Below are 24,512 nucleotides of genomic sequence, written 5' to 3'. Positions count from 1 at the left end.
TCTATCAGGCCAAGAAGCAGCCCGAAGGCCTGCAGATCAACCTTGGTCCCAATGGCGTCAAAATTGAAAACAAATAAACCGCACCGCTCGCCGCCGCTGTTTGCGCTTTGCATTGGGGCTGCCGTGTTTGGCGCCACGGTGTTCGGTGCTTCGATGGCGTGGGCGGCCGTCGCCCTGCAACGCGAGCCGGCCGAAGGCGAGATGCGGCTGGGACAGCGCGTCCGGGTCGACGACGGAACCTGCCCCGCCGGCCAGGTCAAGGAAGTCACCGCCGCAAAGCTGACGCCGCAAGGCATCGCGCGCTCGCGCGTCTGCGTGAAGCGATAGAGCGTTTTTACGCTCGAGGTCGCGCTACTTTCCGTAGATGCAGGCCATGCTGGGGGCTGCGATCCGGGTCATCGTCCGATCAATCTGCTCTTCCTTGACCGGCGGCAGCCAGGCCTTGTCGATGGTTGGAACCCCGGTCTCGCTGATGCCGTAGAGCAAGGCATCGCGCACCTCGACGTCCTCGACCATCGCCACAGCCTGCCGATGCAGGCAGTCGCACACTGCTTCCGGATGGTCCGAACGCTTGATCATGTAGGGCGCGCACAAGCGAATGAATTCGCCGCGCGGATCCGGCATGCTTGAGAACGAGTAAGATTCCGCAAAAGCGGACGCGCCGAGGACGACCAGGAGGGCGGCGGTCATCGCAGGCAATCGGTGTTTCATGAAAGGTCCGGACGGCAGTGAAGTCCGCCCGTCTCAGCGTGAACCGTTGTAACTGAAGGTCCCGACGCCCGGCAGCTGATCGTGCGCCGCCGAGACCTGCAATGCCGGCGCGGCCAGCATGAAGGCAAAGGCAAGGATGAAGCTCAGGGCGCGCATCGTCTGTCTCCGGGCGGTTCTGACAATGTGTCGCGACCTCCGGTTGTCAGGTTCAAACCCCGGCAAGATTTGTTGCGCTGTGTCGTTAACGTGTCGCGACAGTCGGCTAGATCGGTTCCGTTAACCGCCCTCGACAAGAGCCTCAGAAAATCCCGGGGCCGCGCCATCTCATGCAACTTTCGTAACGCTTGGGCGTTATTCCAGCGCCTCGTCCAGGGAGGTTACCCGTGTCGTCCCAATTCCAGACCAGCAAACGTGTGCCGTCGGATCGCAAGGTCGCATCCGAACAGCGGCCGTCCGTTCTGAAGCTCGCCACCGTGACAGAGCCAGCCGTCGTCCCCGCCGATCCGGTGCCGCAGGGCATGATGTCCCAGCCGGCCTCGCTGCCCGGCAACGACTCCATGCCGCAGATGCTAATCCGATTGACCGGAACCTATAATCCGGTGACGCCACCGGCCTCATGGCGCCGGGTCCGACGGACCTCCGACGCGGCATGAATTCGGAATACTAAAATACCATCAAATCATTGTGCGACGATCCTCGCGCAATGCGCGAGCTAACTAATCCGCGATGAAGTCAGAGCACTTCTGAATGGTATCGCTGCCACCCCATGGCATGACCGGGACCGACGAGGTCGAGTTTTTGGGCGATCCTTCGATGATGCGATCCGAATAAACCATATACACCAGCACGTTGCGCTTGGCATCGCAGCCGCGCACGATCTGCATCTTTTTGAAAAACAGCGAGCGGCGTTGACGGAACATATCGTCGCCCTGCTTCTGCTTGGACTTGAAGCGGATTGGGCCGATCTGCCGGCAAGCCAATGAAATATCTGACACTTCTTCAGCTAACCCAAGCCAGCCCTTGACCCCGCCCTTTTCCGGCACGGTGAAATGGCAGGCCACTCCCTCGACCTCAGGATCGTCGACGCCATAGGTCGCCAGCTTGTCGTTGGGGGTCAGCCATTTGAACACGGTCGAGCGGCGGAAGATCAGATCCGGCTCATCGGCGGCCTGTGCGGGCGCGGACACCAGCATCAGAGCAAGGCCAGCAAGCGCCAGCCACGCACTCCGCCGCCCCGGCCTGGACACCGGGCGCTTTTGGTCAAGATTGCGGCAAAGTGTCATTGGCATTCACTCCTAAGAGCCCCATTTCCAAATGAGGTCCGACGACGCCCATGTAGGATCATCCCGTGGCCAAGGAAAGGCACAGGGAACAACGAAGGATCAAAGGAAACCAAGAGATGACAGATGGCTCAGCAATAGATGCGGTGTTAAGCCGGCGTCAGGAGATTTTGGTTAATCCTTTCAGATAACTTGTCCGGATGCGCAGCGTGTGGATGAACTTCCGCACGACCTGCGACACTCATCATCGAGTACCGAGTACACTGGGAAGCAAGCGTGAGTAGTCATTCGATTCAGTTTTTGACCGGGACGGCGTTATCAGCCCTTTCGTCGCGGACCCATTCGAAAATCATCGCGATTACGGCCGCCGTATTGGCGACCGGCCTGCTCGGTTCAGTCATGCCGGCCGCGGCCTATCCGCTCTACTGGCCCAGCCAGAGCTACGACCGGTACGACGACTATTATGCGCAGCCGCCCGTGGCTCCGCGCAAACGGCACAAGCCGAGCTATCCCAAGCTGGCCGAAGTCCCGAAGGATCTGGTGAAACCCAAGGGACCCCTGGTCATCACCATCTCGATCGCCGACCAGCGTCTCAAGATCTACGATTCCAACGGCCTGTTCGCGGAAACCCCGGTCTCGACCGGGATGAAAGGCCATTCCACGCCGATGGGCGTGTTCAGTATCATCCAGAAGAGCAAATGGCATCGCTCCAATCTCTATAGCGATGCGCCGATGCCCTACATGCAGCGCATCACCTGGTCCGGTGTCGCACTGCACGCCGGTGTGCTGCCGGGCTATCCGGCCTCCCATGGCTGCATCCGGATGCCGATGTCGTTCGCCACCAAGCTGTGGAGCTGGGGCAAGCTCGGCGCCCGCGTGATCATTGCGCCCAGCGAGATAACGCCGGAAGACATTTCCCATCACCTGCTGGCGACGCGGATCCCGGCGCCTGTGGCTGCGGCGGTCACGGTGGACAAGCCCGTCGATGTCGCGGCTGGAAAAGCCGACAAGGCGGATGCGACGGAGGCGCCAGCGGCCGAGCTCGCGCGGATGGAATTGCGGTTGACGCCCAAGCACGACGACCAGGTCGCGCCGGGCGACGTGTCGGACCGCGTTCGCCTCGCCGACGCCCGTGGCGCGGCGGCGATCGCGGTGACCGCGGACACCAAGCCGGAGGCCGGCACATCCCCAGCCCAACCGGCAGCGCCCCCCTCCGACACACCGGCAGGACCGCTCGCGAAAGATGCCGCCGCCCCCACCGAGGCTGGCAAGGATCAAAGCCGTCCGGCCGATGTCGCCAAAGATCCAGCCAAGGACAGTGCGAAGGATGCAGCGAAAGTCGAGGCACAGGCCGCCCCGGCACCGAAGCGCACCGGACACCTCGCCGTTTTCATCAGCCGCAAGGAAGGCCGCCTCTATGTGCGGCAGAATTTCGAGCCGCTGTTCGACGTGCCGGTGACGATTGCGCAGAGCGACCGTCCGCTCGGCACCCATGTCTTCACCGCTCGCGCCGACGGCAGCGAGGCCGGCAGCTTCCGCTGGTCCGTCGTCTCGCCGCCGAGCCTGTCCAGGAAGACCGACGCCCTCGCTGAGGATCTCGGCACCCGCCGCAAACGACCGGCCCCGGTCGAGGCGGTGGCGGCACCATTGCCACCGACCGCCAGCGAAGCACTGGATCGCCTGACCATCCCCGATGACGTCATGACCAAGATCGCCTCGGTGCTCGCGCCGGGTGCATCGATCATTGTCTCGGATCAGGGGCTCGGGGGTGAAACCGGGCTCGGCACCGACTTCATCGTGCCGCTGCGCTGAGGCCGCGGGTTCCGCTCAGACACCGATCGACACGAAAAGGCCGGACCGCCCGGGTCGCCTCGTCCGCCCTGCTGGGGTAGGAAGATGCTCGCATGGATGAAAACCCAGCCCGCATCCCGCTATCCGCCACGTCCGCGCCAGTGCGTTTTGACGCGCTGGACCGGCTGACCTGGCTCGGCCCGCGCGGCGCGCTGGTGGCGATTATCGCCGGCCTGACGTTGTCGTTTTTTGCCCTCGGCTATTTCGCCATCTATTGGCGCAATGCCGACATGGACTTCATGGTGGTCTACAACGCGTTCCTGCTCAACGACGGCAAGCCGCAGCACTTCTTCGACCACCCTGCCTATCTCACCATCCTGTCGGTCAAGGCCGCCTTCCAGCTCTTGCATGCGCTCGGCCTGCTCGATGCGTACACCCTCTCCGCCATTCCTTCCGCCAACGATCCGGCCGCATTCGAGGCCGCAATGACCCATGCGGTTCGCGCCGGCCGCCTGGTGGCCTGGCTGACGGCAACCGGCTGCTTGCTGATCTTTGCAGCGCTGATGCGCCGCATCGTCCGGGACTGGCGTGTGGCGATGCTCGCCACCTTCGCATTTGCTTTCTCCGGCGGCATCGCTGTTCACGTCCGTATCCTGCGCAGCGAGATGATCTCGGCCGGCTGTCTGGTGATCGCGCTGCTGCTGCTGATCGTGGTCGGCCGCCGTGCCAGCCAGTGGCGGCCGCTGTGGCTGGCGATGGCCGGCGCGCTCTGCGTGCTCGGGCTGGAGAACAAGGTCAACGCCGTCCTGCTGATCGCGGCGCTTCCCGTTGCCCTGCTGCCGTTTGGCGGCCCCGACAGCGCCAGCACGGAGTTCTGGCGGCGGAGCGGCGGATGGGGACTCGCTCTCGCCTTCGCTGTTGCGGCAGTGGCATCGATCTCCGCGGCCTGGCCGATCATCGCCGCCGGTCTCGATCCCACGGCCGTTCAGGCCGCGGGCCTCACCGCTCTGTTCGGACGACCCGGAACGTATCAAGCCCTGCTGCTGCTCTGGATCGTTGCCGGCATGATTGCCTTCGCCACGGTCTGGCGCATCAGCCCGGCGGAAACGCTTGCCGCGATCTGCGCGGCGTTCGCCGGCGCAGCGCTGGCGCTGCTCGCGCTGAAGCTGTCCTACAACATCAACAATGTCATCGCCGTCTTCAATCCGCTGGAAAAGGCCATGACCTACGCCGATCCCGCCACCGCGCGCGCAGCCGACGGCGGCCTGACCGGTGCGCTATGGCTCTTGCTGGATGGCGTGCGGCTGGCGCTGGCGCGGTGGACCTTCGTGCTGCATTCCTCGGCCCGTCCGACCATATTCCTGACCTGGCTGATCATTCCCGGCCTTGTTGTCGCGTGGCGGCGCGGCGAGCGTCAGGCCACGATCCAGGCTGCGATATTGCTGCTGATCGCGCTCGGCATCGATGCGATCGGCATCCGGCGCAACCTGAAAACCGAGTATTTCATCTTCACCGATCCCCTGATCATCCTGGCCGGCGCCGTGCTGCTCGACCGGATGACGGACCTCGGCCTGCGGCGCTGGGCCTATCCGATCGGCGCAAGCCTCGCGCTCCTGCATGTCGTCCTCGCCAATGCGGAACCGGTGCATTATCTGCTCAAGCAAAGCGGCAAGGTCGAGATCTGCGTCTGGACTGCGGACTACCTTCCGCTGCTGCCGCCACCGTGGTGCGCCAGTCCACCGCGCTCGTAACGGGGACTTGATCCTCTTCCGGACCGGCGATCGGTTAGTGTCCGACATTATCCGGCGCGCGAGGGTCACCATGGTCGATCGCAGACAGGTTCTGATGCTCACTCTCGCGGGGGCGGTTGCGCCTGCCGTTGTCCATCCGGCCCTCGCACAGACGGCCTCGCCCGCCGGCATGAGCCGCATCACCGCTTACGGCTTTTCGTTCCCGGCGCTGAATGGCAACGACATCCGGCTCGCCGACTACGCCGGCCGCCCGATCCTGGTGGTCAACACCGCGTCGCTGTGCGGCTACACGCCGCAATATACCGGCCTGCAGCAGTTATGGACCGAGTTTCAAAACCAGGGCCTGATGGTGATCGGTGTGCCCTCGAACGATTTCGGCAGCCAGGAGCCCGGTGACGTTGCCGACATCGACCGCACCGCCCATCAGCAATATAGCGTGACGTTTCCCATCACGGCGAAAGCGATCGTGCGCGGCGCCGGCGCTCATCCGTTCTACCGCTGGGCGGCAACGGAGCGGCCGAAAGACTTGCCGGCCTGGAATTTTCACAAGTACCTGGTGGGCCGTGATGGCCACGTCGCCGACGTGTTCGCCACCGCCATCGAGCCCACCGACACCCGCGTCAAGACCGCTATCGGCCGCGCCCTCGCCGCGTCATGATGCCAACGCATTCAGAAAAGCGTCCGGCCTAAACTTCAACGGACTCCCAGCGGGCACAAAATGCCTCGATATCGCCGGACTGAAATTCCGGCAGGCGCTGCAGGATGGTCTCGAACGGCCAGTCCCACCAGGCGATCCGCGCCAGCTTGGCCGCGATCTCGCGATTGAAACGCTCCTTGATCGGCCGCGCCGGCACGCCGCCCACCACCGTATAAGGTTCGACGTCGCGCGAGACCACGGCCCCCGCCGCCAGCACTGCGCCGTCGCCGACGGTCACGCCCGGCAGCACAATCACCGCATGCCCGATCCAGACATCGTGGCCGATGGTCACACGGTCGTCCCGCCGGTTCTGAAAGAACGTCTGATCCCGGCTTGCGGTGGCGGAATAATACTCCGGACAATAAGTGAAGCGATGCAGCGACGGACGATCGATCGGATGATTGGGCGCGCCGATACGCACCCGTGCAGCGATGGCGCAAAAGCGGCCGATCCGTGCATTGGCCACGGTGCAGTCCTCGCCCAGATACGAGAAGTCGCCGAACTCGGTGTATTCGACGACACTGTCGCGGAGAATCTCGCAGCAGCGGCCGATATTGGCTTCACGCAACCGCACACTGGGATCGATCACGGTCTCGGCAATCTTGGGGCGCGCTGGAACTGGCTGCTGCATGGAACTCTTCCCTTCGGGCCGATCCGGCCGAATTCACGCGGCTAGCACAATCATCATTGCAAACGTGTGACGCCGCGCCGTACGTCCACAGCCGGGCCGTGGCGACTCAGCCGCGCCTACACTAGGATATGGCCTGCGGCAACGCGGCCGCGACAAAAGCGTCCAGAAAATCTTGCTCTACAACCGGCGGGGAGTTCGATGCGGATTACGACAGGCCTGATGTTCGCGAGTGCTGTGTCAGTGTTGGCTTTCACGGCGGCTTGGTCGCAAACGCCGGCTCGTCCACCGACCTCAGCGCCGCAAGCGGCCCCCGCTCCAGCTCCTGCCGCCCCTCCCCCCGCCGCGGACAAAACCAGCTGCGGCAATCCGGATGCATTGGGCGTGGCGCGCGTGGTCCAGATCGATACGACCGGCGGCCCCGGTTTCGGCTTCGAGCATTTCAAGCAGCTCGACTTCCTGCGCGACAAGGAAGTGGTGTTGACCTTCGACGACGGTCCGTGGCCGGTGAATACACCTGCCGTGCTCAAGGCGCTGGCTGACGAATGCACCAAGGGGCTGTTCTTCCCGATCGGCAAGCACGCCACCTACCATCCTGAAATCCTCAAGCAGGTGGCGGCGCAGGGGCACACCGTCGGCGCACACACATGGTCGCACGCCGTGCTGACCCGCAAAGGCATGACCGACGATGCCGCCAAGGAGGAAATTGAAAAGGGTTTCAGCGCCGTGCGCTGGGCGCTTGGCGCACCGCCCTCGCCGTTTTTCCGTTTTCCGGCCTTGCAGCATCCACCGGCAATGGTGAGCTATCTCGGCGAGCGCAATATCGGCATCTGGTCGTGTGACGTCGACTCCTTCGATTTCAGGCGAGGAGCGACGCCGGACAAGATCATCACCACCGTCATGACCAAGATCGACAAGCTGGGCAAAGGCATCATCCTGATGCACGATTTCCAGAAGCATACGGCCGAAGCGCTGCCGGCGCTGCTGCGCAAACTGAAAGCCGGCGGCTACAAGGTGGTGCAGATCAAAGCCAAGGCCCCCGTACACACCATCGCGAGCTACGACGAAGCCCTGCAAAAGGACACCAAGCTTCCGACCATGAGTAGCAAGCCGGTCTCGAGCGTGGTGCAGACCATTTCTGAATAGATTATTCTTATCGCGTTGATTGCCGGGTTGTCGTGATGACGATGTTGCGTATCGAGGGTTATGTCATCGTTTCCGCCGACGGCATGCTGGCCAATGCGGCTCACGTGATGCCGAATACCTTGAAGTTCGAGGGCGATCTTCGTTTCTTCAGTTCCGCCCTCGACCGTGTCGACCTGGTCGTGCACGGACGCGATTCATTCGAGGATCAGCCGAACTCGCCGCACCGGACCCGGCTCATCCTGACCCGATCGATCGCATCGATCGCGCCCGCCCCCGACAATCCGAAAGCCACGCTGTGGAATCCAGCCGGAGCATCGTTCGAAAACGCCTGCGACGCGGCCGGCGTTGACAAGGGTATAGCCGCCATCATCGGCGGCCCTCGCGTGTTTGCGATGTTCCTGGGACGCTACGACACGTTCTGGCTGTCGCAGGCCCCGCGCGTCCACCTGCCCGGCGGCGTGGGCGCGTTTCCCGGCGTGCCGGAGCGTTCGCCCGAGGCCATCCTGCAAGCCTCGGGGCTGCATGCAGCTGAACAGCGGACGCTGGACGCGCAGCAGCAGGTCACCGTCACCGCATGGCGCAGGCCCGGCGCTTCAGACTGACGGCATCACACAAATAGTAGCGCGCAGCCCGTCAGTGGCGATCGTCGTAGGCCGCCGCGGCTTCCGCCTGGAACGGCTTCGGATAGCCGGCGATGATCAGCAGCGCGCCGATCAAGGACAGGTTCTTCAGCGCCTGGGTCATGTTGTTGAGAAAATCCGCGCCGCTCATGTCCCAGAAATTGTGATAGTAGAACGTCACTACCGCGACAAACAGCGCCAGCACAATGGCGAAGAACCGCGAACCGAAATTCAGGGCGATCATCAAGCCGCAGATGATCTCGATGGCTCCCGCAGCAATCGCGAGTTGTTGTCCAATCGGCATGCCGAGCGCGGTTTCCAGCTGACCCGTGTAGGCCGAAAGCATCGCGGGAATCGCAACCTTGTCGGTGATACCTTGGGCAACCCCCGGGATGTCCATCAGCTTGCGGACTCCGGAAACCACGAACAACACCGCGAAAAGAATACGACCGACGACAAGCATGCTGGCCCCACTGGACTGCTATGACAATACAAGGACGACTTGAAATCTAACGCGCGAACTCCCTATCCACGTCGCTCGAAAACACGATTAGGCGAACAGGTTTGGCTGCTGCCGGCTCGCCTTCTCCTGGGCCTCCACCACGGCGACCGCCGTCATGTTCAGCACGCCCCGCGCCGTCACCGACGGCGTGAGAATGTGCGCCGGCCGCGACGGGCCAATCAGGATCGGTCCGACCGGCAACGCGTCCGCCAGCATCTTGATCATCTGGTAGGCGATATTGGCCGAATCCAGGTTGGGCATGATCAGCACGTTGGCCACGCCCTCCAGCCGCGAATGCGGCAGCACGCTTTGCCGGGTCATCTGCGACAGCGCCGAGTCACCCTGCATCTCACCGTCCGACTCGATCTCCGGATGCTTGTCGGCCAAGAGCCGCGCGGCCTCGCGCATCTTCTGCGACGAGGTGCTGTCGTGGCTGCCGAAGTCCGAGTGCGACAGGAAGGCGATCTTCGGCTTCAGCCCGAAGCGCTGCACGTGCAGCGCGGCCTGCGCCGCCATCTCGGCCAGCTCCGGCGCCGTCGGATCAGCGCGAACCTGGGTGTCGGCGATGAAATACGGTCCCTTGCTGGTGATCAGCAGCGCCAGCGCGGAGAAATCATCGGCGCCCGGACAGAAGCCAACGATCTGCCGCACATGCCGCAGATGGCTCATATAGCGGCCTTCGACGCCGCAGATCATCGCGTCGGCCTCGCCACGCATCACCGCCAGCGCCGCGATCACCGTGTTGTTGGTGCGCACCAGCGTGCGCGCCGCATCCGGCGTGATGCCGTTGCGGCCGGCGATGTCGATGTAGCTCTGCACATAGGAGCGATAACGCGGATCGTCTTCCGGATTGACCAGGTGGAAGTCCTGGCCGGCGCGGATCGACAGGCCGAAACGCTCGATGCGCGCCGCGACCACCGACGGCCGCCCTACCAGGATCGGCAGCGCAAGCTTCTCCTCCAGCACCGCCTGGGTCGCGCGCAGCACGCGCTCGTCCTCGCCTTCGGCATAGATCACACGCACCGGCTGGGTCTTCGCCTTGGCGAACACCGGCTTCATGATCAGGCCGGAGCGGAAGGTGAAGCGTTCGAGATTGCTGATGTACTCGTCGAAATCCAGGATCGGGCGGGTCGCGACGCCGGACTCCATCGCAGCCTTGGCCACCGCTGGCGCGATCCGCAGGATCAGCCGCGGGTCGAACGGGCTGGGGATCAGCGAGCCCGGACCGAAGCCCTGGGTGTCACTGCCCTCCGAGCGCGCCACCACATCCGAGGGCGCCTCGCGGGCGAGCTGGGCGATGGCATCCACCGCCGCGCGTTTCATCTCTTCGTTGATGGCGGTGGCGCCGACATCCAGCGCGCCGCGGAAGATGAACGGGAAACACAGAACGTTGTTGACCTGGTTGGGGAAGTCCGAGCGTCCGGTGCAGATCATCGCGTCCGGCCGCACCGAGCGGGCGTCCTCGGGCATGATCTCCGGGGTCGGATTGGCGAGCGCCAGCACCAGCGGCTTGTCCGCCATCTGCGCCACCATCTCCTTGGTCAGCACATTGGGAGCAGACAGTCCGAGAAAGATATCGGCGCCGCCGATCACATCGGCGAGCTTCCGCTTGTCGGTCTTCTGGGCATAGATCGATTTCCATCGGTCCATGTTCTCGTTGCGGCCTTCATGAACCAGGCCGTCGATGTCGTTGACCCAGATGTTCTGGCGCTTGGCGCCCATCCACACCAGCAGATTGAGGCACGCGAGCGCAGCAGCCCCCGCCCCGGACGTGACGATCTTCACATCCTCCAGCTTCTTGCCGTTCAGCACCAGCGCATTGCGCACGGCCGCGCAGACGATGATGGCGGTGCCATGCTGGTCGTCATGGAACACCGGGATCTTCATGCGCTCCTTGAGCTGGGCCTCGATCTCGAAGCACTCGGGCGCGCGGATGTCTTCCAGATTGATGCCGCCGAAGGTCGGCTCCAGCGCGGCGACGGTTTCCACCACGCGCTCGACCGTGTTCGCCGCGATCTCGATGTCGAACACATCGATGTTGGCGAATTTCTTGAACAGGACCGCCTTGCCCTCCATCACCGGCTTCGACGCCAGCGGACCGATGTTGCCAAGCCCAAGCACCGCGGTGCCGTTGGACACGACCGCCACCAGGTTGGCGCGGCTGGTCAGGGTCGCCGCTTCGCCTGGATCCTGGGCAATGACTTCACAGGCCGCGGCCACGCCGGGTGAATAGGCCAGCGCCAGGTCGCGCTGGTTGGCCAGCGGCTTGATCGGCTGGATCTCCAGCTTACCGGGGCGTGGAAGGCGGTGGTAGGCAAGCGCGGCTGCACGAAGATCTTCAGAAATAGACGACGCCATACATGTTCTCCGACGCTTCCACCCAAGGCCTTGTCAAACCAAAGCCAAAGCCAAATTCATGTGATTGCCATTCGGCAATTCAGTTGCAAATGCGGGCCTGCGGCCCGCACCCACGCTCTTAAACACCCGGTTCACACTAGCCCCGAGATCCACCCCAATTGACTCAAGTGTCCGTCAGATTGAGCCGAATATGCAACTCGCGCAACTGCTTCGGCGTGACGTCCGACGGCGCCCCCATCAACAGATCTTCAGCACGCTGATTCATCGGGAAGAGTGAGATCTCGCGCAGGTTGTTCGTCCCGCACAGCAGCATGACAATGCGATCGACACCGGCTGCCATGCCACCATGGGGCGGCGCGCCGTACTGGAAGGCCCGGTACATGCCGCCGAACCGTTCAACGACGTCCTTCTCGCCATAGCCCGCGATCTCGAACGCCTTCACCATCGCATTGGGGCGATGGTTGCGGATACCGCCCGACGCGATCTCATACCCGTTGCAGGCGATGTCGTACTGGAACGCCTTGATGGTCAGCGGATCCTGCGTTTCCAGCGCTTCCAGGCCGCCCTGCGGCATCGAGAATGGATTGTGCGAGAAATCGATCTTCTTCTCGTCTTCGTTGTACTCGTACATCGGGAAGTCGACGATCCAGGCCAGCTCAAACCGGTCCTTGTCGGTCAGATTGAGCTCTTCGCCGAGCTTGTTGCGCGCAAGCCCCGCGAACTTCCAGAATTTCTCTGGATCGCCGGCGACAAAGAACGCAGCATCGCCCTCCTTCAGGTCGAGCGCGGCGCGAATCGCAGCGGTACGCTCGGCGCCGATGTTGTTGGCGAGCGGACCCGCACCCTCGCCGCCCTCGCGCCACATGATGTAGCCGAGGCCCGGCTGGCCTTCGCCCTGGGCCCAGGAATTCATCCGGTCACAGAACGCACGCGAACCACCGCCCGGCGCCGGGATGGCCCAGACCTCGTTCTTGGTGTCCTCGAGCATGCGCGCGAACACCTTGAAGCCCGAGTCCTTGAACTGCTCGGAGACGTTCTGCATCACCAGCGGGTTGCGCAGATCGGGCTTGTCGGAGCCATACTTGCGCAGTGCTTCGGCAAACGGGATGCGTGGCCAGTTTTTGGTCACCGGCTTGCCCTTGGCGAAGTCCTCGAACACACCTGTGATCACAGGCTCCATGGCCGCGAAGACGTCGTCCTGGGTGACGAAGCTCATTTCCACGTCGAGCTGATAGAATTCACCGGGCAGACGATCGGCGCGCGGGTCTTCGTCGCGGAAGCACGGCGCGATCTGGAAGTAGCGGTCGAAGCCCGACATCATCAAGAGCTGCTTGTACTGCTGCGGCGCCTGCGGCAGCGCATAGAACTTGCCCGCGTGGATACGGCTCGGCACCAGGAAGTCCCGCGCCCCTTCCGGCGACGACGCCGTCAGGATCGGGGTCTGGAATTCAAAGAAGCCGGTCTCCTTCATCCGCCGCCGCATCGAATCGATGATGCCGCCGCGGGTCATGATGTTCTGGTGCAGCCGCTCCCGGCGCAGGTCCAGGAACCGGTACTTCAGCCGGATGTCCTCGGGATACTCCTGATCGCCCGCCACAGGCAGCGGTAGCGTGCCGGCTGGTCCCAGCACCTCGATCTCGCTGATGAAGATCTCGACCTCGCCGGTCGGCAATTCGGCGTTGACGGTCCCCTCCGGGCGCTTGCGAACATTGCCGTCGATCCGGACCACCCACTCCGAGCGCAGCGTCTCGGCCAGTTTGAAGGCCGCCGAATCGGGGTCGACGACACACTGGGTCAGGCCATAATGATCCCGCAGATCGATGAACAGCAGGCCGCCATGGTCGCGAATGACGTGGCACCAGCCCGAGAGCCGAACCGTCTCGCCGATGTGGCTGGCGCGGAGCGCGCCGCAGGTGTGGGACCGATAGCGATGCATGGAAATCCTGATTAAGCCGCCGAAATGGTGAATCTGCTGGGTTTTGAGCGACCGGGTTTACCCGAGCCGGACCCGCGCGGCAACCAAATGCAGCGCGTTTTGAGCGGGTTATCTTGCTCTCGCAAACGCGAAAAGGCTCGAAAAAACAACACTGTCATCCTCACAAATCGGGGCGACAAGCGCCAAAAGAACGGTTATGCAGCATCTTCATGAAGCTGATTACCACAACTGCCGACCTTGAAGCCGCCTGTGCTCGCCTCGCCGACCACCCCGTCATCACCGTCGACACCGAATTTTTGCGTGAAACGACCTATTATCCGCTGCTCTGCGTGGTCCAGATGGCGAGCCCGGATGAGGCGGTCGTTATCGACACCCTGGCGGAGGGCATCGACCTCGCGTCGTTTTTTGCCCTGATGGGCAATGAAAAGGTCCTGAAGGTCTTCCACGCCGCCCGCCAGGACATCGAAATCATCTGGCACCGGGCCGGTATCGTTCCCCACCCGGTGTTCGATACCCAGGTCGCCGCCATGGTGCTGGGCTATGGCGACAGCATCGCCTACGACGCCCTGGTCGAGCGCATCACCGGCCACCGGCCGGACAAGACCCACCGCTTCACCGACTGGTCGCGCCGGCCGTTGACCGACGAGCAGTTGCACTACGCCGTCTCCGACGTCACCCATTTGCGCGATGTGTTTGCCGCCCTCGACGCCGACCTGAAAAAGCGCGACCGCAACGACTGGGTCAGCGAGGAAATGGAAATCCTGACCTCGCCGAACACCTACGACTTCCATCCCGAGCGGGCCTGGGAGCGGCTGAAGACCCGGGTGCGCAAGCCGAAAGAACTCGCCGTGCTGATGGAAGTCGCGGCCTGGCGCGAGCAGGAAGCGCAAAGCCGCGACGTGCCGCGCTCGCGCGTGCTGAAGGACGATGCCATCGGTGACATCGTCACCCACGCGCCGACCACGCTGGAGCGGCTGGCGAACCTGCGCTCGCTGCCGAAAGGCTTCGAGCGCTCGAAATGGGGACAGGACATCCTGGCCGCGGTTCAGCGCGGGCTGGCACGCGATCCGCACACCCTGCCCAAACTGGACAAGCCTCGCGGCAACGCCAACACCTCGGCCATCGTCGAGCTGCTGAAGGTGCTGTTGCGGATGACCTCGGAACGCCACGGCGTCGCTTCCAAGGTGATCGCGACGGTGGACGATCTCGAGCAGATCGCCGGCGATGACGCGGCAGAGGTGGCGGCCCTGCACGGCTGGCGGCGGGAGCTGTTCGGCAATGACGCGCTCGGGCTGAAACACGGCCGGCTTGCGCTTGCGATCAACAAGGGCCGCGTGGTCCCGATCAATCGGGACTGATCCGGCCACCGGATCACAACCGAAAACGCCGGGAAGACTTCAGCCCTCGCTATAGGGCGCGCCATCTTTGTGCACGAACCGGCCGTCAGTGCTGGAGCTCATCATGTCGATGTCGGAGCAGGTGATCATGTCGATGGGCGAGCGCGTGCCGACCTCAAGATAAATCGCCATCGCGTCCGATTTGTTGATCATGTGATGGCCGTTGCCGGAGTTTTTCGGAAAGGCCGCACAGTCGCCGGCGCGCAGCACCGTCTCCCCGTCGTCTTCGATCAGCGTCACTTCGCCTTCGATCACGTAGACGAATTCGTCTTCCTCCGAATGCCAATGGCGCTGGCTCGACCAGTTGCCCGGCGGCAGGTGCATGAGATTGATCCCGACATCGGTCAACCCGCCCGCATTGCCCAGCCGCTGCCGCACGCGCTCAGTACAAGCGGCGTCGAATGGCGGCGGGTACCCCGATCCCTGGCGTTTCGGCACGGCGGCGAGGTCGATCTTGGGCATGGTCATCCTCCCGGCGATCAGCGATCGAACGTATGCGAAGCGGCGTCCTATTTCCGGACGATCGATCCCGAGCGCCCGATCAGCCGCGCCAATTGCTTGAAGCGGTTGTTGACCCGGTCGGCGACGAGATCGGCCGCCTTGGGCTCGAAGATCAGCTGCAGCTTGCGGCCCTGGCTGCGGAAATGCGTCGCCGGCAGCAGGCCCGGCTGTGCCGCCGAGACGAGATACGCCACGCGAAAGATCGCTCCCAGCACCCGCGCCCGCTCCAGCATGTGCGGGGTCACCAGCGCGCGGACCGCTTCCGGCGCTTCGTTTTCCACGTTGAGCCCGGCGTAACGATAGTAGATCGCCAGCGCGAGAAATATGCGCCCTTGGTGGCTGATCGCACCGAAATGTCCGTTGGTGATCAGGCTCATGGTCTGCTCGCCGCGATGATCGGGATGCGCGCGCCAGCCGATGTCGGACAACAGGCACGCGGCATGCCGCAGCCGGCGCTCTTCCTCGGTCTCCCGTACCTTGGCAACCTTGATCAGGCGATCGCTCCAGCCGATCAGATCCTCGGCATGGCGCGGCGACCGTGATCGCAACTGGTTCAGGGTCCGTGCCGTCGTGATCAGCCCGTCCTGGCTGCGCTGTTCCGCGGACAGCTTCTCATACAGCAATCCCTCGCGCACGCCGTAGGTGGAGAACACGATGGTCCTGGGCTTGGCGATGCGCAGGATGTATTCGAGAACCAGCGCCGCATAGGTCAGCAGCGGGCGGCGTGCATCTGCCACGGTCTCGATATCCGCCAGCATGTCGGCGGCGGCGAGACGTCGCAATCGCGCCACGAAATCGAGCGCTTCCACGGCCGAGATGCTGTAGCCGTGCATGATGCGCAGCGGATAGCCGCTCTGGATGATGTGGATTCGCGCCAGCGCCCGCCACGTGCCTCCGACCGCGTAAAACGTGCGGCCACGGCCGGCGGTCAATTGCGTCACCCCGGTGAGTTCGGCCTTGACGATGCGTTCGGCGCGCTTCAGCGATTTCTGCGAGGTGTCCTGCAGCGCCAGGCCGCCGAGCGGCAGCGTCAATCCGCTGCCGACGCGGCTGCCGCGCACGTCGATCAATTCCAGCGAGCCGCCGCCGAGATCGCCGACAATGCCGTCGGGCTTGTAGACACCGGAGATGACACCGAGCGCCGACAGCCGCGCTTCGCGCGGGCCGGACAGGATTTCGATCTGCGCGCCGCAGAGGCGTTCGGCCTTGGCGATGAACTCAGGGCCATTGCTCGCATCACGACACGCCGCGGTGGCGATCGCATAGACCCGCCCGACCTTCATCACCTTGCACAGCGCGCGAAAGCGGCGCAGTGACGCCAGCGCCTTCTCCACCGCGTCGGATGCCAACAGTCCGGTGGTCTGCACTTCGCGGCCGAGACCGCACAGCGTCTTTTCGTTGAAGATCGGCGAAAGGCTGCGCGTCATGCCTTCATAAACAACGAGACGAACCGAGTTCGAACCGATGTCGATGACGGCAACGCTCGCTGCGGACTTGCGTGCGCGCGAGCCTGCCACCGGCTTACGACGGCTGTGACTGGCGCTCCGAGCGGCGCGTGAGGCGGCGTGGCGAAGATTCTTTGAGGGACTTTCCACGGCCTGACAGACTCGGATTCGTCATGAAATAATTATGCACATTGAAAGGCTCCTCGCCTTTCGCGGCCTTCATACGCGTTGACGATCCGTCGGGCAACAATTGCCAGCTCTGCTCATTGTCCTTCAGGTTCGCCACCATGATCTGCTCCAGAACCTGTTGATGCACCGTTGGATTTTGCAACGGGCACAACACTTCGACACGGCGGTCGAGATTGCGCGGCATCATGTCGGCGGACGAGATATACACAATTGCCTTCGGCGACGGCAGGCCGTGGCCCATGCCGAAACAATAGATTCGGCCGTGTTCCAGGAAACGTCCGATGATGGATTTGACGCGGATATTCTCCGACAATCCGGCAACGCCGGGGCGCAGGCAGCAGATTCCGCGCACCACCAGATCGACCGAGACGCCGGCCTGCGACGCTTCATAAAGCGCATCGATGATGTCGGGATCGACCAGCGAATTCATCTTCATCCAGATCGCCGCCGGCTTGCCGTGGCGGGCGTGGGTGATCTCGTCGGAAATGTGCTGCAGGATGCGCTTGCGCAGCGTCAGCGGCGACACCGCCATCTTTTCGATATCGATCGGCTCGGCGTAACCGGTGATGTAGTTGAACACGCGCGCACCGTCGCGGGCGATCACCGGATCGGACGTGAAATACGACAAATCGGTATAGATGCGCGCGGTCACCGGATGATAGTTGCCGGTGCCGACATGCACATAGCTCGTCAGCGAACCGCCTTCACGGCGCACCACCAGCGACAGCTTGGCGTGGGTCTTCAACTCGATGAAGCCGTAGACCACCTGCACGCCGGCGCGTTCCAGGTCGCGCGCCCAGCGGATGTTGGCTTCCTCATCGAACCGCGCCTTCAGCTCGATCAGCGCGGTGACCGACTTGCCGGCCTCGGCCGCCTCCACCAGCGTTTTCACGATCGGCGAGTTGCTGGAGGTGCGATAGAGCGTCTGCTTGATCGCGACCACGTCCGGATCGCGCGCGGCCTGCTGCAGGAACTGCACCACCACGTCGAACGACTCGTAGGGGTGATGGACCACCAGGTCCTTCTGCCGGATCGCGGCGAAAATATCGCCGCCATGGTCACGCACCCGTTCGGGGTGGCGCGGAACGTAGGGCGTGAACTCGAGATCGGGCCGGTCGAGCCGTGTCAGTTGCGACAGCTCGTTCATCGCCAGCGCACCCTCGACCACGAACAGTTCACCCTCGGCCGTCGCCAGCGCGCGCTGGACGAAGCCGCGCAACTCCTCGGGCATGCTGGCTTCGAGTTCGAGCCGGATCACCGACCCGCGGCGACGGCGTTTCAAGGCCGTCTCGAACACCCGCACCAGATCTTCCGCTTCTTCCTCGATTTCGATTTCGGAGTCGCGAATGAGGCGGAAAGCGCCCTGCCCCTTGACGGTGTAGCCGGGGAACAGCCGGCCGATGAACAGGCTGGTCGCCTGCTCCAGCGACATCAGGCGGATCGCGCCGTCCTTGCCAGCCGGCAGCCTGATGAAGCGGTCGATCTTGCCGGGCATGCGGATCAGCGCATTCATGGCCTTGCCGTCGGCCGTGCGCACCAGATGCAGCGCGATCGAGAAGCCGAGGCTGGGAATGAACGGGAACGGATGCGCGGGATCGATCGCCAGCGGCGTCAGCAGCGGAAAGATGTTGTGCAGGAAATGATCTTCGATCCAGGTCCGCTCCGACTTGGTGAGCTCCTTGCCGTCGATCAGGTGAATGCCGACATCGGCCAGGATGACGCGGAGATCGCGCCAGATCGCCTGCTGGTCCGAGGCGAGCTTGGAGACGGTTTCGTTGACCCGGGCGAGTTGTTCGGTCGGGGTCAGGCCGTCGGGGCTGCGCTCGGTGATGCCTTCGCGGATCTGCGCCTTGATGCCGGCGACGCGGACCATGAAGAACTCGTCAAGGTTATTCGCCGAAATCGACAGGAAGCGGACCCGCTCCAGCACCGGATGTCCCGGATTGACCGCTTCTTCAAGGACACGGCGGTTGAAATGCAGCCACGAGAGCTCGCGGTTGATGAATCGCTCGGGGCTGCCGACGATCGAAGAGACCGCTTCTTCCGCCTCAGGTTTTTCTTTTAAAACAACAGCTTGCGCGGAATCCATGAGAAATGAGCCGATCTCGATAATGGCGACTTTGCCGCCCTGCGGGGGTTCGCGGGGAGCATGTGCGAACCACATGACGTTTCGATGACATGATGGGCTATGGCGGCACGCCGTCAAGCGCGGGCCCGTCCGGACCCGCCCGCTTCGCCCCAGCTTGCCGGATACGGCGTTAGAGCGTTTTCCAGCGAAGTGGATACCGGTTCGCGTCAAGAAAACGCGTCAAACAAGAATCTAGAGCTTCCGTTCCGATTCTATCGGAACGGAAGCTCTAGGCGCTGTCCCGCAGCACCTCGACCGCCAAAGCGCGCGTCACCGGCCGGCGCAAACGCAGCGACTCGGCGTCCAGCTCTGCGACCACCCGCCGCGCCGCCGCGACCGAGCGCTCGATGCGGGTCGCGAGGTAACTCACCAGGGATTCGTCCACCGTCATCTGGCGGTCGCTGCAGAGCTTGACGATCAACGCCCGGAACAGCTGGTCGTCGGGCGCCGCAACGGTGACCACGGGAACCGCCCGCAGCCGCGAGTTCAGATCGCGGAGAGGAATCGCGAAGGACGCCGGCGCCACGCGCGCCGTGATCAGGACATAGGCTTCGTCTTCCCGGGCCATGTTCATCAGGTGGAACAGCGCACGTTCGTCGAACGTGCCGGGGATGAGGTCCTCGATCACCAGCGCACCGGTGACGAGGGTGTCCGGCACCATGGTGTCGATCAGGGAATGGGCGCTGATGGCCCGCGCGCCGGCCTGCTCGGCCCAGATCGTGGCAAGGTGGCTTTTCCCCGATCCTTCCGGACCGCTCAGCAGCATGATCCGGTTCGGCCAGTCGGGCCAGCTATCGATCAGCGCCAGCGCCGTCTCGTTGCTCGGACCTTCAAGGAAATTATCGCGCGTGAGACTTTCCGTGTGCGACAGGGCAAACGCAAGCTGACGAGGGCGAACGACACGGCCTGCCACGCAAATGACTCCCCTAGTGTCCCGAATTCGAAGTTCGCATCACTTAGCAGCTCCCCCTGAGCGAACTTCGAATTCGATCAGGACACTAGATAATTTTAGATTCGTGTGTGGCCTATGTTTCCGAAATTCCCCTCGAAGAAGTCGCCGCGAATGTGGAGGGGAATTTCGGAAACGCCACACGCGTGTCAGCGGCTCGGCTCGATCTCGCTCATGTGCTGCACCCAGTCCACGAGATAGAAAGACACCGACAGCAGCGTCAAGATCGTCACCGCCCCCATCAGGATGACGTCGAACGGTTTTGGTGCAAAATCAAATCCCAGCGCAGCCAGGATCAATGCGGCAAAGGCGACCTGGGCTACCGTATTGAGCTTCGACACCATCAGCGGCTTCATGGCGACGGGCTTGCCGAGCAACCATGACACAATCACGGCACCGACGATCATGATATCGCGCGACACCACCAGAATGACAATCCACCGTGGAATCGCCCCCCAGACCCCCAGCGCGACATAAATCGAGACCAGCAGCGCCTTGTCGGCGAGCGGATCGAGCAAAGCGCCGATTTCGCTGGTCATGTTGAAGCGCTTGGCCAGGAAGCCGTCGACGGCGTCGCTGAGGCCCGCCGTTACGAACAAGGCAAACGCGATCGTCATCTGATTGGACGCAATCGCCCATACGATGACCGGCACCAGCAGAATGCGGCCCAGGGTGATGATATTTGGAAGCACGCTGTTTCCCGGACGAGCCTGATTTGCAGGCATTGTCATCTTGATCGGTTCCGGGCGCCCCGTTGTCAACACGGGAAATTCGCGCTCCCAGGGCCAAGCATTGCGCCTGGACCAAATCTTACGTAACCACCACCTAACTCTCAGAAAAGCGGCCTGGACGCCATGACCGAACGAAAAGACAGCCTCACTTATGCGGACGCTGGCGTCGATATCGACGCTGGGAACCGGCTGGTCGATATGATCAAGCCGCTGGTCCGTGCCACCGCCCGGGCCGGCGCGGATGCCGAGATCGGCGGATTCGGTGGCCTGTTCGACCTGAAAGCGGCCGGTTTCAAGGATCCGGTGCTGGTCGCGGCCACCGACGGCGTCGGCACCAAGGTGAAAATCGCCATCGACACCGGCCTGCACAGCGGCATCGGCATCGACCTGGTCGCGATGTCGGTCAACGACCTGGTGGTCCAGGGCGCTGAACCATTGTTTTTCCTGGATTATTTTGCCTGCGGCAAACTCGATCCAGATGCCACTGCCGCCATCATTTCGGGCGTCGCGCAGGGCTGCCGGGAATCCGGCTGCGCCCTGATCGGGGGCGAGACCGCGGAAATGCCCGGTCTTTACAAGGACGGCGATTACGATCTGGCCGGGTTCGCGGTTGGGGCCGCCGAGCGCGGCACGCTGCTGCCCAGTCCCGACATCGCCGTCGGCGACGCGGTGATCGGCCTCGCCTCCTCCGGCGTGCATTCCAACGGCTTTTCGCTGGTCCGCAAGATCGTCGAGCGCTCGGGCCTCAGCCTGCAATCGCAAGCGCCATTTTCCCCGGTCATGACCCTTGGCGCCGCGCTACTCGCCCCGACCAGGCTTTATGTGAAGTCCTGTCTGCGGGCGATCCGCGAGACCGGTGCGGTCAAGGGCCTGGCCCACATCACCGGCGGCGGCTTCACCGACAACATTCCGCGCGTGCTGCCCAAGGGGCTCGGCGTCCGCATCGATCTCGCTGCGGTGCCGGTGCTGCCGGTGTTCAAATGGCTGGCGCAACAAGGCGGCATCGACGAGCTCGAGCTGCTGCGCACCTTCAATTGCGGCATCGGCATGGTGGTCATCGTCAAGCCCGACGCCGTGGCGGAGGTGATGGATGTGTTCGCGCAAAGCGGTGAAGACGTGGTCCACCTCGGCGAAGTGGCCCCGGCCTCAGGCGATGAGCGGGTGCTTTACCATGGTCATCTCGACCTCGATGCGTGAGGCCATGACCGATCCGCACGGCGCGGCCCGTTACGGCATGCACCCATGAGCACGCTCAACCTCGGCTTTCTCGCCTCCCATGGCGGCTCCAGCATGCGGGCAATCGTCGCCGCCATCGCCAGCGGCGAACTCGATGGCCGCGCGCGCATCGTGATCGGCAACAATGGCGACGCCCCCGCACTGCAATTCGCCAAACAACAAGCCATCCCGTTTCGCCACATCAGCGCCAGGACCGCAGGCAGCGAGCAGGCCGCAGACACAGCGATCGCGCGTGCGCTGAAAGACGGCGGCGCCGAATGGGTGGTGATGTCGGGTTACCTGCGCAAACTTGGCCCGGCCACCCTCGAGGCCTATCGTGGCCGCATCATCAACATTCATCCCGCGCTGCTGCCGAAGTTCGGCGGCCAGGGCATGTACGGCCGCAACGTGCACGAAGCGGTGATCGCCGCCGGCGAAACCGTGAGCGGAGCGACCATTCATTTTGTCGACGAAGAATACGATCACGGCGCCATCATCGCGCAGCGCGAAGTGCCCGTGTTGCCGGGCGACACCGTCGACGACCTGCAGCAGCGTATCACGCAAGCCGAGCCGGCGTTCTTTGTTGAGGTTCTGAAGTCCCTCGCCAAATCCTGACACCTGCTGTGTCTTGACGGAGCAGGCGCAATTCAATCGGCGCGAAACCGATCCGCGCAAAACATCTCATCGCGCAGACATCGCGCACAAAAAGAATTCCCCGGGGGTGACCGGGGGAGTTATGACTTCAGTTCGATTTTGATCAGTTGACCTTCAGATTTTCCGCCGAGGCCTTCCCGCGGTTCTCCACGAGGTCATATTCGACGACCTGATTTTCATTCAGCGTGCTGAGCCCTGCCCGCTCGACAGCGGAGATGTGAACGAACACATCCTTGTCGCCGACGGCCGGTTTGATGAAGCCATAACCCTTGGTCGGGTTGAACCATTTGACGGTGCCTTTTGCCACGTCTGTCTCCTGCTCTAGACATAAAAAAAGACGAGGTCGCGCTTCACGCGCGCCACGTCACAAACGGGCTCGAGGAGTGTGTATAAGACGATATCTTCGATCTCAAAACGCACAGTCGAACGGCCTAAATCCGATTGCGCAACAATCCCAACATGAAAATCCGGTGTTAGCAAGAGCCGCGGGACTGCAGGGCGTAACGCCATACCGCAGCGTCGGCGTCGTCTCGCGGCTGCAAACGCGGCATGCCGCTTCGCGCTGACCTCGCCCATGACCGCCAAATCCGCATAACCCTGTGTGTGGCATCGCAACAACAACGTCCGCAATCCCGCCGATGGTGCGGTGCGGAAGCGTTGACCCCAGCTCGCAATTCAGCCCAAATCCGGTGGCGCGGTTTTATTTGAGCGCCCGGAAGCATTGATCATGTCGTTTTTGCCGAGATACGCGGGCACCAGGCGCGCCATATGGACGGTCGGCTCCTGCAGCAGTGCACTCTGCGCAGTGGTGATGTTGGCCATCGCACCGCCGGCCAATGCCGCCTCCTGCACCGCGTGCACCGCGCCGCCAGTGGTCATACCACCGCCTCCTCCCGGCCCTGGCGCAAGCGACAACAATGGGCAATTTTCGTCCGACCAGGCGATGTTCGATCTCGGCAGCAATTTCCTGCGCCGGCTCGGCAACCAGGCGACCTGGGGATACAACGCCGCGCTCGGCAACAACCCGGGCGGCGGTGGCGCATCCGAGAGCGCGGCCCCCGCGCAGACCTTTAGAAGCTGGGCGGAGTTCTACGGCATCTCGGCCCGCACCGATGCGCAAGGCAGCTTCACTGGGGATCGCCGCAGGACGTATGGCGGCGTGGCGGGCATCGGTGCAACTGTGCTGCCGGGCTTCAATGTCGGCGCGTGGGTCGACCAGAGCGACACCAGGATCGACATGCCGGTGGCGCTGCAGAGTGCCAAGCTCGGCCTGACCCAACTCGGCTTCAATGCGTCCTACACCACCGGGCCGTGGACGCTGGCCGGCGCGATGGTTCACGGCTGGGGCAATATCAGCTCCCAGCGCGGCACCCTCATAGGCACCGCCTTCTCGAACTATCACGGGCGGATCGACGGCGCACTCGGCGAGCTCAGCTACTATTGGGCGCTGGGCCAGGGCCGCATCGTACCGAAACTCGGCGTCGAGTATGTGCGCGCCGAAAGCGATCCGTTCGCGGAGGTCGGCGGCTTCATTCCCGTCACCGCCGCGAAGGCCACCGCGGAACGAACCCGGGTGCTGATCGGCGCGGAGGTCGGCCACTACTGGATTTTGGATCGCCACGTCCTCGACGTCTCGGGCTATGGCAAGTTCGTGGACAATGTGGTGCAGAACATCAGCCCGGTCTCGGTCAGCGCCCAGGGCGTGACCGTCGCCGTCCAGGGCATTCGCGAGAGCACCACGGGCGCCGATGCCGGAGCCGGCATCTCTTACGGCCTCACCAACGCCCTGCGCGTCTATGCCAATTACGACGGCAAGTTCCGCTCCAACCTCGTCAGCCACCAGGGCACGATCGGGGTGGAAGTGAAGTGGTGACGCGTCACTG

Annotated in this window: 25 protein-coding genes; 11 read left to right on the top strand and 14 right to left on the bottom strand. The window is 63.3% G+C overall.

Translation table 11 applies throughout. The features are described 5' to 3' along the window. Positions 1–63: 63 nt before the first annotated feature. The gene (locus RS897_RS30365; protein ID WP_315832379.1) at positions 64–327 is read left to right on the top strand and encodes a DUF6719 family protein; all 264 of its coding nucleotides are present in this window, start codon (positions 64–66) and stop codon (positions 325–327) included. Between the two features lie 24 nt (positions 328–351). Here the strand turns inward: RS897_RS30365 and RS897_RS30360 are convergent, their stop codons facing one another. Both RS897_RS30360 and RS897_RS30355 read right to left on the bottom strand, forming a co-directional pair. Further along, positions 352–690, bottom strand: a complete 339-nt coding sequence (locus RS897_RS30360) for a hypothetical protein (protein WP_315832378.1) — start codon at positions 688–690, stop codon at positions 352–354. Positions 691–744: 54 nt separating this feature from the next. Further along, positions 745–867, bottom strand: coding sequence for a hypothetical protein (locus RS897_RS30355; RefSeq protein ID WP_315832377.1), 123 nt, complete (start codon positions 865–867; stop codon positions 745–747). A gap of 227 nt (positions 868–1,094) precedes the next feature. Here RS897_RS30355 and RS897_RS30350 point away from each other — a divergent pair, with 227 nt between their 5' ends. Next, positions 1,095–1,364, top strand: a complete 270-nt coding sequence (locus RS897_RS30350) for a hypothetical protein (protein ID WP_315832376.1) — start codon at positions 1,095–1,097, stop codon at positions 1,362–1,364. A gap of 63 nt (positions 1,365–1,427) precedes the next feature. On the opposite strand, the gene RS897_RS30345 is transcribed toward RS897_RS30350, so the two are convergent. Then, positions 1,428–1,904 (bottom strand): CreA family protein, encoded by a 477-nt coding sequence (locus RS897_RS30345; RefSeq protein WP_315838795.1) that lies wholly within the window; start codon positions 1,902–1,904, stop codon positions 1,428–1,430. A gap of 363 nt (positions 1,905–2,267) precedes the next feature. Here RS897_RS30345 and RS897_RS30340 point away from each other — a divergent pair, with 363 nt between their 5' ends. The 3 genes from RS897_RS30340 (at position 2,268) to RS897_RS30330 (ending at position 6,191) form a co-directional block, all read left to right on the top strand. After that, positions 2,268–3,803: a L,D-transpeptidase gene (locus RS897_RS30340; RefSeq protein WP_315832375.1), complete on the top strand. Its 1,536-nt coding sequence runs from the start codon at positions 2,268–2,270 to the stop codon at positions 3,801–3,803. Between the two features lie 92 nt (positions 3,804–3,895). Then, positions 3,896–5,533 (top strand): hypothetical protein, encoded by a 1,638-nt coding sequence (locus tag RS897_RS30335; RefSeq protein WP_315832374.1) that lies wholly within the window; start codon positions 3,896–3,898, stop codon positions 5,531–5,533. Positions 5,534–5,603: 70 nt separating this feature from the next. Beyond that, positions 5,604–6,191 (top strand): glutathione peroxidase, encoded by a 588-nt coding sequence (locus RS897_RS30330; RefSeq protein WP_315832373.1) that lies wholly within the window; start codon positions 5,604–5,606, stop codon positions 6,189–6,191. A 28-nt stretch (positions 6,192–6,219) separates the two neighbouring features. Here the strand turns inward: RS897_RS30330 and RS897_RS30325 are convergent, their stop codons facing one another. Continuing rightward, the gene (locus tag RS897_RS30325; protein WP_315832372.1) at positions 6,220–6,861 is read right to left on the bottom strand and encodes a DapH/DapD/GlmU-related protein; all 642 of its coding nucleotides are present in this window, start codon (positions 6,859–6,861) and stop codon (positions 6,220–6,222) included. Between the two features lie 198 nt (positions 6,862–7,059). Here RS897_RS30325 and RS897_RS30320 point away from each other — a divergent pair, with 198 nt between their 5' ends. Both RS897_RS30320 and RS897_RS30315 read left to right on the top strand, forming a co-directional pair. Continuing rightward, the gene (locus RS897_RS30320; protein ID WP_315832371.1) at positions 7,060–8,004 is read left to right on the top strand and encodes a polysaccharide deacetylase family protein; all 945 of its coding nucleotides are present in this window, start codon (positions 7,060–7,062) and stop codon (positions 8,002–8,004) included. Positions 8,005–8,045: 41 nt separating this feature from the next. Further along, positions 8,046–8,606, top strand: a complete 561-nt coding sequence (locus RS897_RS30315) for a dihydrofolate reductase family protein (RefSeq protein WP_315838794.1) — start codon at positions 8,046–8,048, stop codon at positions 8,604–8,606. Positions 8,607–8,637: 31 nt separating this feature from the next. Here RS897_RS30315 and RS897_RS30310 read toward each other — a convergent pair whose 3' ends face one another. From RS897_RS30310 to aspS, 3 genes are all read right to left on the bottom strand, one after another. After that, positions 8,638–9,087 (bottom strand): DoxX family protein, encoded by a 450-nt coding sequence (locus tag RS897_RS30310; protein ID WP_315832370.1) that lies wholly within the window; start codon positions 9,085–9,087, stop codon positions 8,638–8,640. 87 nt (positions 9,088–9,174) lie between these two features. After that, a complete protein-coding gene (locus RS897_RS30305; RefSeq protein ID WP_315832369.1) occupies positions 9,175–11,484 on the bottom strand; it encodes an NADP-dependent malic enzyme in 2,310 nt (769 codons plus the stop codon). Between the two features lie 163 nt (positions 11,485–11,647). Beyond that, positions 11,648–13,420, bottom strand: coding sequence for an aspartate--tRNA ligase (aspS, locus tag RS897_RS30300; RefSeq protein ID WP_315832368.1), 1,773 nt, complete (start codon positions 13,418–13,420; stop codon positions 11,648–11,650). 209 nt (positions 13,421–13,629) lie between these two features. Here aspS and rnd point away from each other — a divergent pair, with 209 nt between their 5' ends. Further along, a complete protein-coding gene (gene rnd / locus RS897_RS30295; protein ID WP_315832367.1) occupies positions 13,630–14,778 on the top strand; it encodes a ribonuclease D in 1,149 nt (382 codons plus the stop codon). Between the two features lie 39 nt (positions 14,779–14,817). Here rnd and RS897_RS30290 read toward each other — a convergent pair whose 3' ends face one another. The 5 genes from RS897_RS30290 to RS897_RS30270 all read right to left on the bottom strand — a co-directional run bounded on the left by RS897_RS30290 (position 14,818) and on the right by RS897_RS30270 (position 20,721). After that, positions 14,818–15,279, bottom strand: a complete 462-nt coding sequence (locus tag RS897_RS30290) for a cupin domain-containing protein (RefSeq protein WP_315832366.1) — start codon at positions 15,277–15,279, stop codon at positions 14,818–14,820. A 47-nt stretch (positions 15,280–15,326) separates the two neighbouring features. Next, positions 15,327–16,835 (bottom strand): exopolyphosphatase, encoded by a 1,509-nt coding sequence (ppx, locus tag RS897_RS30285; RefSeq protein ID WP_315832365.1) that lies wholly within the window; start codon positions 16,833–16,835, stop codon positions 15,327–15,329. A gap of 4 nt (positions 16,836–16,839) precedes the next feature. Further along, the gene (locus RS897_RS30280; RefSeq protein ID WP_315838793.1) at positions 16,840–19,041 is read right to left on the bottom strand and encodes an RNA degradosome polyphosphate kinase; all 2,202 of its coding nucleotides are present in this window, start codon (positions 19,039–19,041) and stop codon (positions 16,840–16,842) included. A gap of 268 nt (positions 19,042–19,309) precedes the next feature. Next, positions 19,310–19,993: a P-loop NTPase family protein gene (locus tag RS897_RS30275; RefSeq protein WP_315832364.1), complete on the bottom strand. Its 684-nt coding sequence runs from the start codon at positions 19,991–19,993 to the stop codon at positions 19,310–19,312. Positions 19,994–20,178: 185 nt separating this feature from the next. Next, positions 20,179–20,721, bottom strand: coding sequence for a CDP-alcohol phosphatidyltransferase family protein (locus tag RS897_RS30270; protein WP_407654348.1), 543 nt, complete (start codon positions 20,719–20,721; stop codon positions 20,179–20,181). 162 nt (positions 20,722–20,883) lie between these two features. Between RS897_RS30270 and purM the strand changes: the two genes are divergently transcribed. Beyond that, complete coding sequence (purM, locus tag RS897_RS30265) at positions 20,884–21,957, top strand: phosphoribosylformylglycinamidine cyclo-ligase (protein WP_315832363.1); 1,074 nt, start codon at positions 20,884–20,886, stop codon at positions 21,955–21,957. 45 nt (positions 21,958–22,002) lie between these two features. Further along, positions 22,003–22,590, top strand: coding sequence for a phosphoribosylglycinamide formyltransferase (gene purN, locus RS897_RS30260; RefSeq protein ID WP_315832362.1), 588 nt, complete (start codon positions 22,003–22,005; stop codon positions 22,588–22,590). A gap of 142 nt (positions 22,591–22,732) precedes the next feature. Here purN and RS897_RS30255 read toward each other — a convergent pair whose 3' ends face one another. Further along, entirely contained in the window at positions 22,733–22,936 is a 204-nt protein-coding gene (locus RS897_RS30255) for a cold-shock protein (protein ID WP_315832361.1), read from the bottom strand. A 368-nt stretch (positions 22,937–23,304) separates the two neighbouring features. After that, positions 23,305–23,508 carry a hypothetical protein gene (locus RS897_RS30250; RefSeq protein WP_315832360.1) on the bottom strand — a complete coding sequence of 68 codons (204 nt, stop codon included), beginning with the start codon at positions 23,506–23,508 and terminating at the stop codon, positions 23,305–23,307. Positions 23,509–23,572: 64 nt separating this feature from the next. Here RS897_RS30250 and RS897_RS30245 point away from each other — a divergent pair, with 64 nt between their 5' ends. After that, positions 23,573–24,502 carry an autotransporter outer membrane beta-barrel domain-containing protein gene (locus RS897_RS30245; protein WP_315832359.1) on the top strand — a complete coding sequence of 310 codons (930 nt, stop codon included), beginning with the start codon at positions 23,573–23,575 and terminating at the stop codon, positions 24,500–24,502. Positions 24,503–24,512 lie beyond the last annotated feature (10 nt).

Origin of the sequence: Bradyrhizobium prioriisuperbiae, from assembly GCF_032397745.1 — a bacterium.
Lineage (GTDB): Bacteria > Pseudomonadota > Alphaproteobacteria > Rhizobiales > Xanthobacteraceae > Bradyrhizobium_A > Bradyrhizobium_A prioriisuperbiae.
Note: the sequence above shows the minus strand (reverse complement) of the source record. Positions and strands in the feature narration are given on the sequence as shown.

What these genes read in the sequence shown, in the direction of transcription:
- RS897_RS30360 (WP_315832378.1), bottom strand. Translation starts at nt 690, where the DNA reads ATGACCGCCGCCCTCCTGGTCGTCCTCGGCGCGTCCGCTTTTGCGGAA.
- RS897_RS30290 (WP_315832366.1), bottom strand. Translation starts at nt 15,279, where the DNA reads ATGCCCAAGATCGACCTCGCCGCCGTGCCGAAACGCCAGGGATCGGGG.
- RS897_RS30315 (WP_315838794.1), top strand. Translation starts at nt 8,046, where the DNA reads ATGTTGCGTATCGAGGGTTATGTCATCGTTTCCGCCGACGGCATGCTG.
- RS897_RS30245 (WP_315832359.1), top strand. Translation starts at nt 23,573, where the DNA reads ATGTTCGATCTCGGCAGCAATTTCCTGCGCCGGCTCGGCAACCAGGCG.
- RS897_RS30305 (WP_315832369.1), bottom strand. Translation starts at nt 11,484, where the DNA reads ATGGCGTCGTCTATTTCTGAAGATCTTCGTGCAGCCGCGCTTGCCTAC.
- RS897_RS30345 (WP_315838795.1), bottom strand. Translation starts at nt 1,904, where the DNA reads ATGCTGGTGTCCGCGCCCGCACAGGCCGCCGATGAGCCGGATCTGATC.
- RS897_RS30320 (WP_315832371.1), top strand. Translation starts at nt 7,060, where the DNA reads ATGCGGATTACGACAGGCCTGATGTTCGCGAGTGCTGTGTCAGTGTTG.
- RS897_RS30250 (WP_315832360.1), bottom strand. Translation starts at nt 23,508, where the DNA reads ATGACCACTGGCGGCGCGGTGCACGCGGTGCAGGAGGCGGCATTGGCC.
- rnd (WP_315832367.1), top strand. Translation starts at nt 13,630, where the DNA reads ATGAAGCTGATTACCACAACTGCCGACCTTGAAGCCGCCTGTGCTCGC.
- RS897_RS30330 (WP_315832373.1), top strand. Translation starts at nt 5,604, where the DNA reads ATGGTCGATCGCAGACAGGTTCTGATGCTCACTCTCGCGGGGGCGGTT.
- RS897_RS30310 (WP_315832370.1), bottom strand. Translation starts at nt 9,087, where the DNA reads ATGCTTGTCGTCGGTCGTATTCTTTTCGCGGTGTTGTTCGTGGTTTCC.
- aspS (WP_315832368.1), bottom strand. Translation starts at nt 13,420, where the DNA reads ATGCATCGCTATCGGTCCCACACCTGCGGCGCGCTCCGCGCCAGCCAC.
- RS897_RS30355 (WP_315832377.1), bottom strand. Translation starts at nt 867, where the DNA reads ATGCGCGCCCTGAGCTTCATCCTTGCCTTTGCCTTCATGCTGGCCGCG.
- purM (WP_315832363.1), top strand. Translation starts at nt 20,884, where the DNA reads ATGACCGAACGAAAAGACAGCCTCACTTATGCGGACGCTGGCGTCGAT.
- RS897_RS30335 (WP_315832374.1), top strand. Translation starts at nt 3,896, where the DNA reads ATGGATGAAAACCCAGCCCGCATCCCGCTATCCGCCACGTCCGCGCCA.
- RS897_RS30280 (WP_315838793.1), bottom strand. Translation starts at nt 19,041, where the DNA reads ATGGATTCCGCGCAAGCTGTTGTTTTAAAAGAAAAACCTGAGGCGGAA.
- purN (WP_315832362.1), top strand. Translation starts at nt 22,003, where the DNA reads ATGAGCACGCTCAACCTCGGCTTTCTCGCCTCCCATGGCGGCTCCAGC.
- RS897_RS30325 (WP_315832372.1), bottom strand. Translation starts at nt 6,861, where the DNA reads ATGCAGCAGCCAGTTCCAGCGCGCCCCAAGATTGCCGAGACCGTGATC.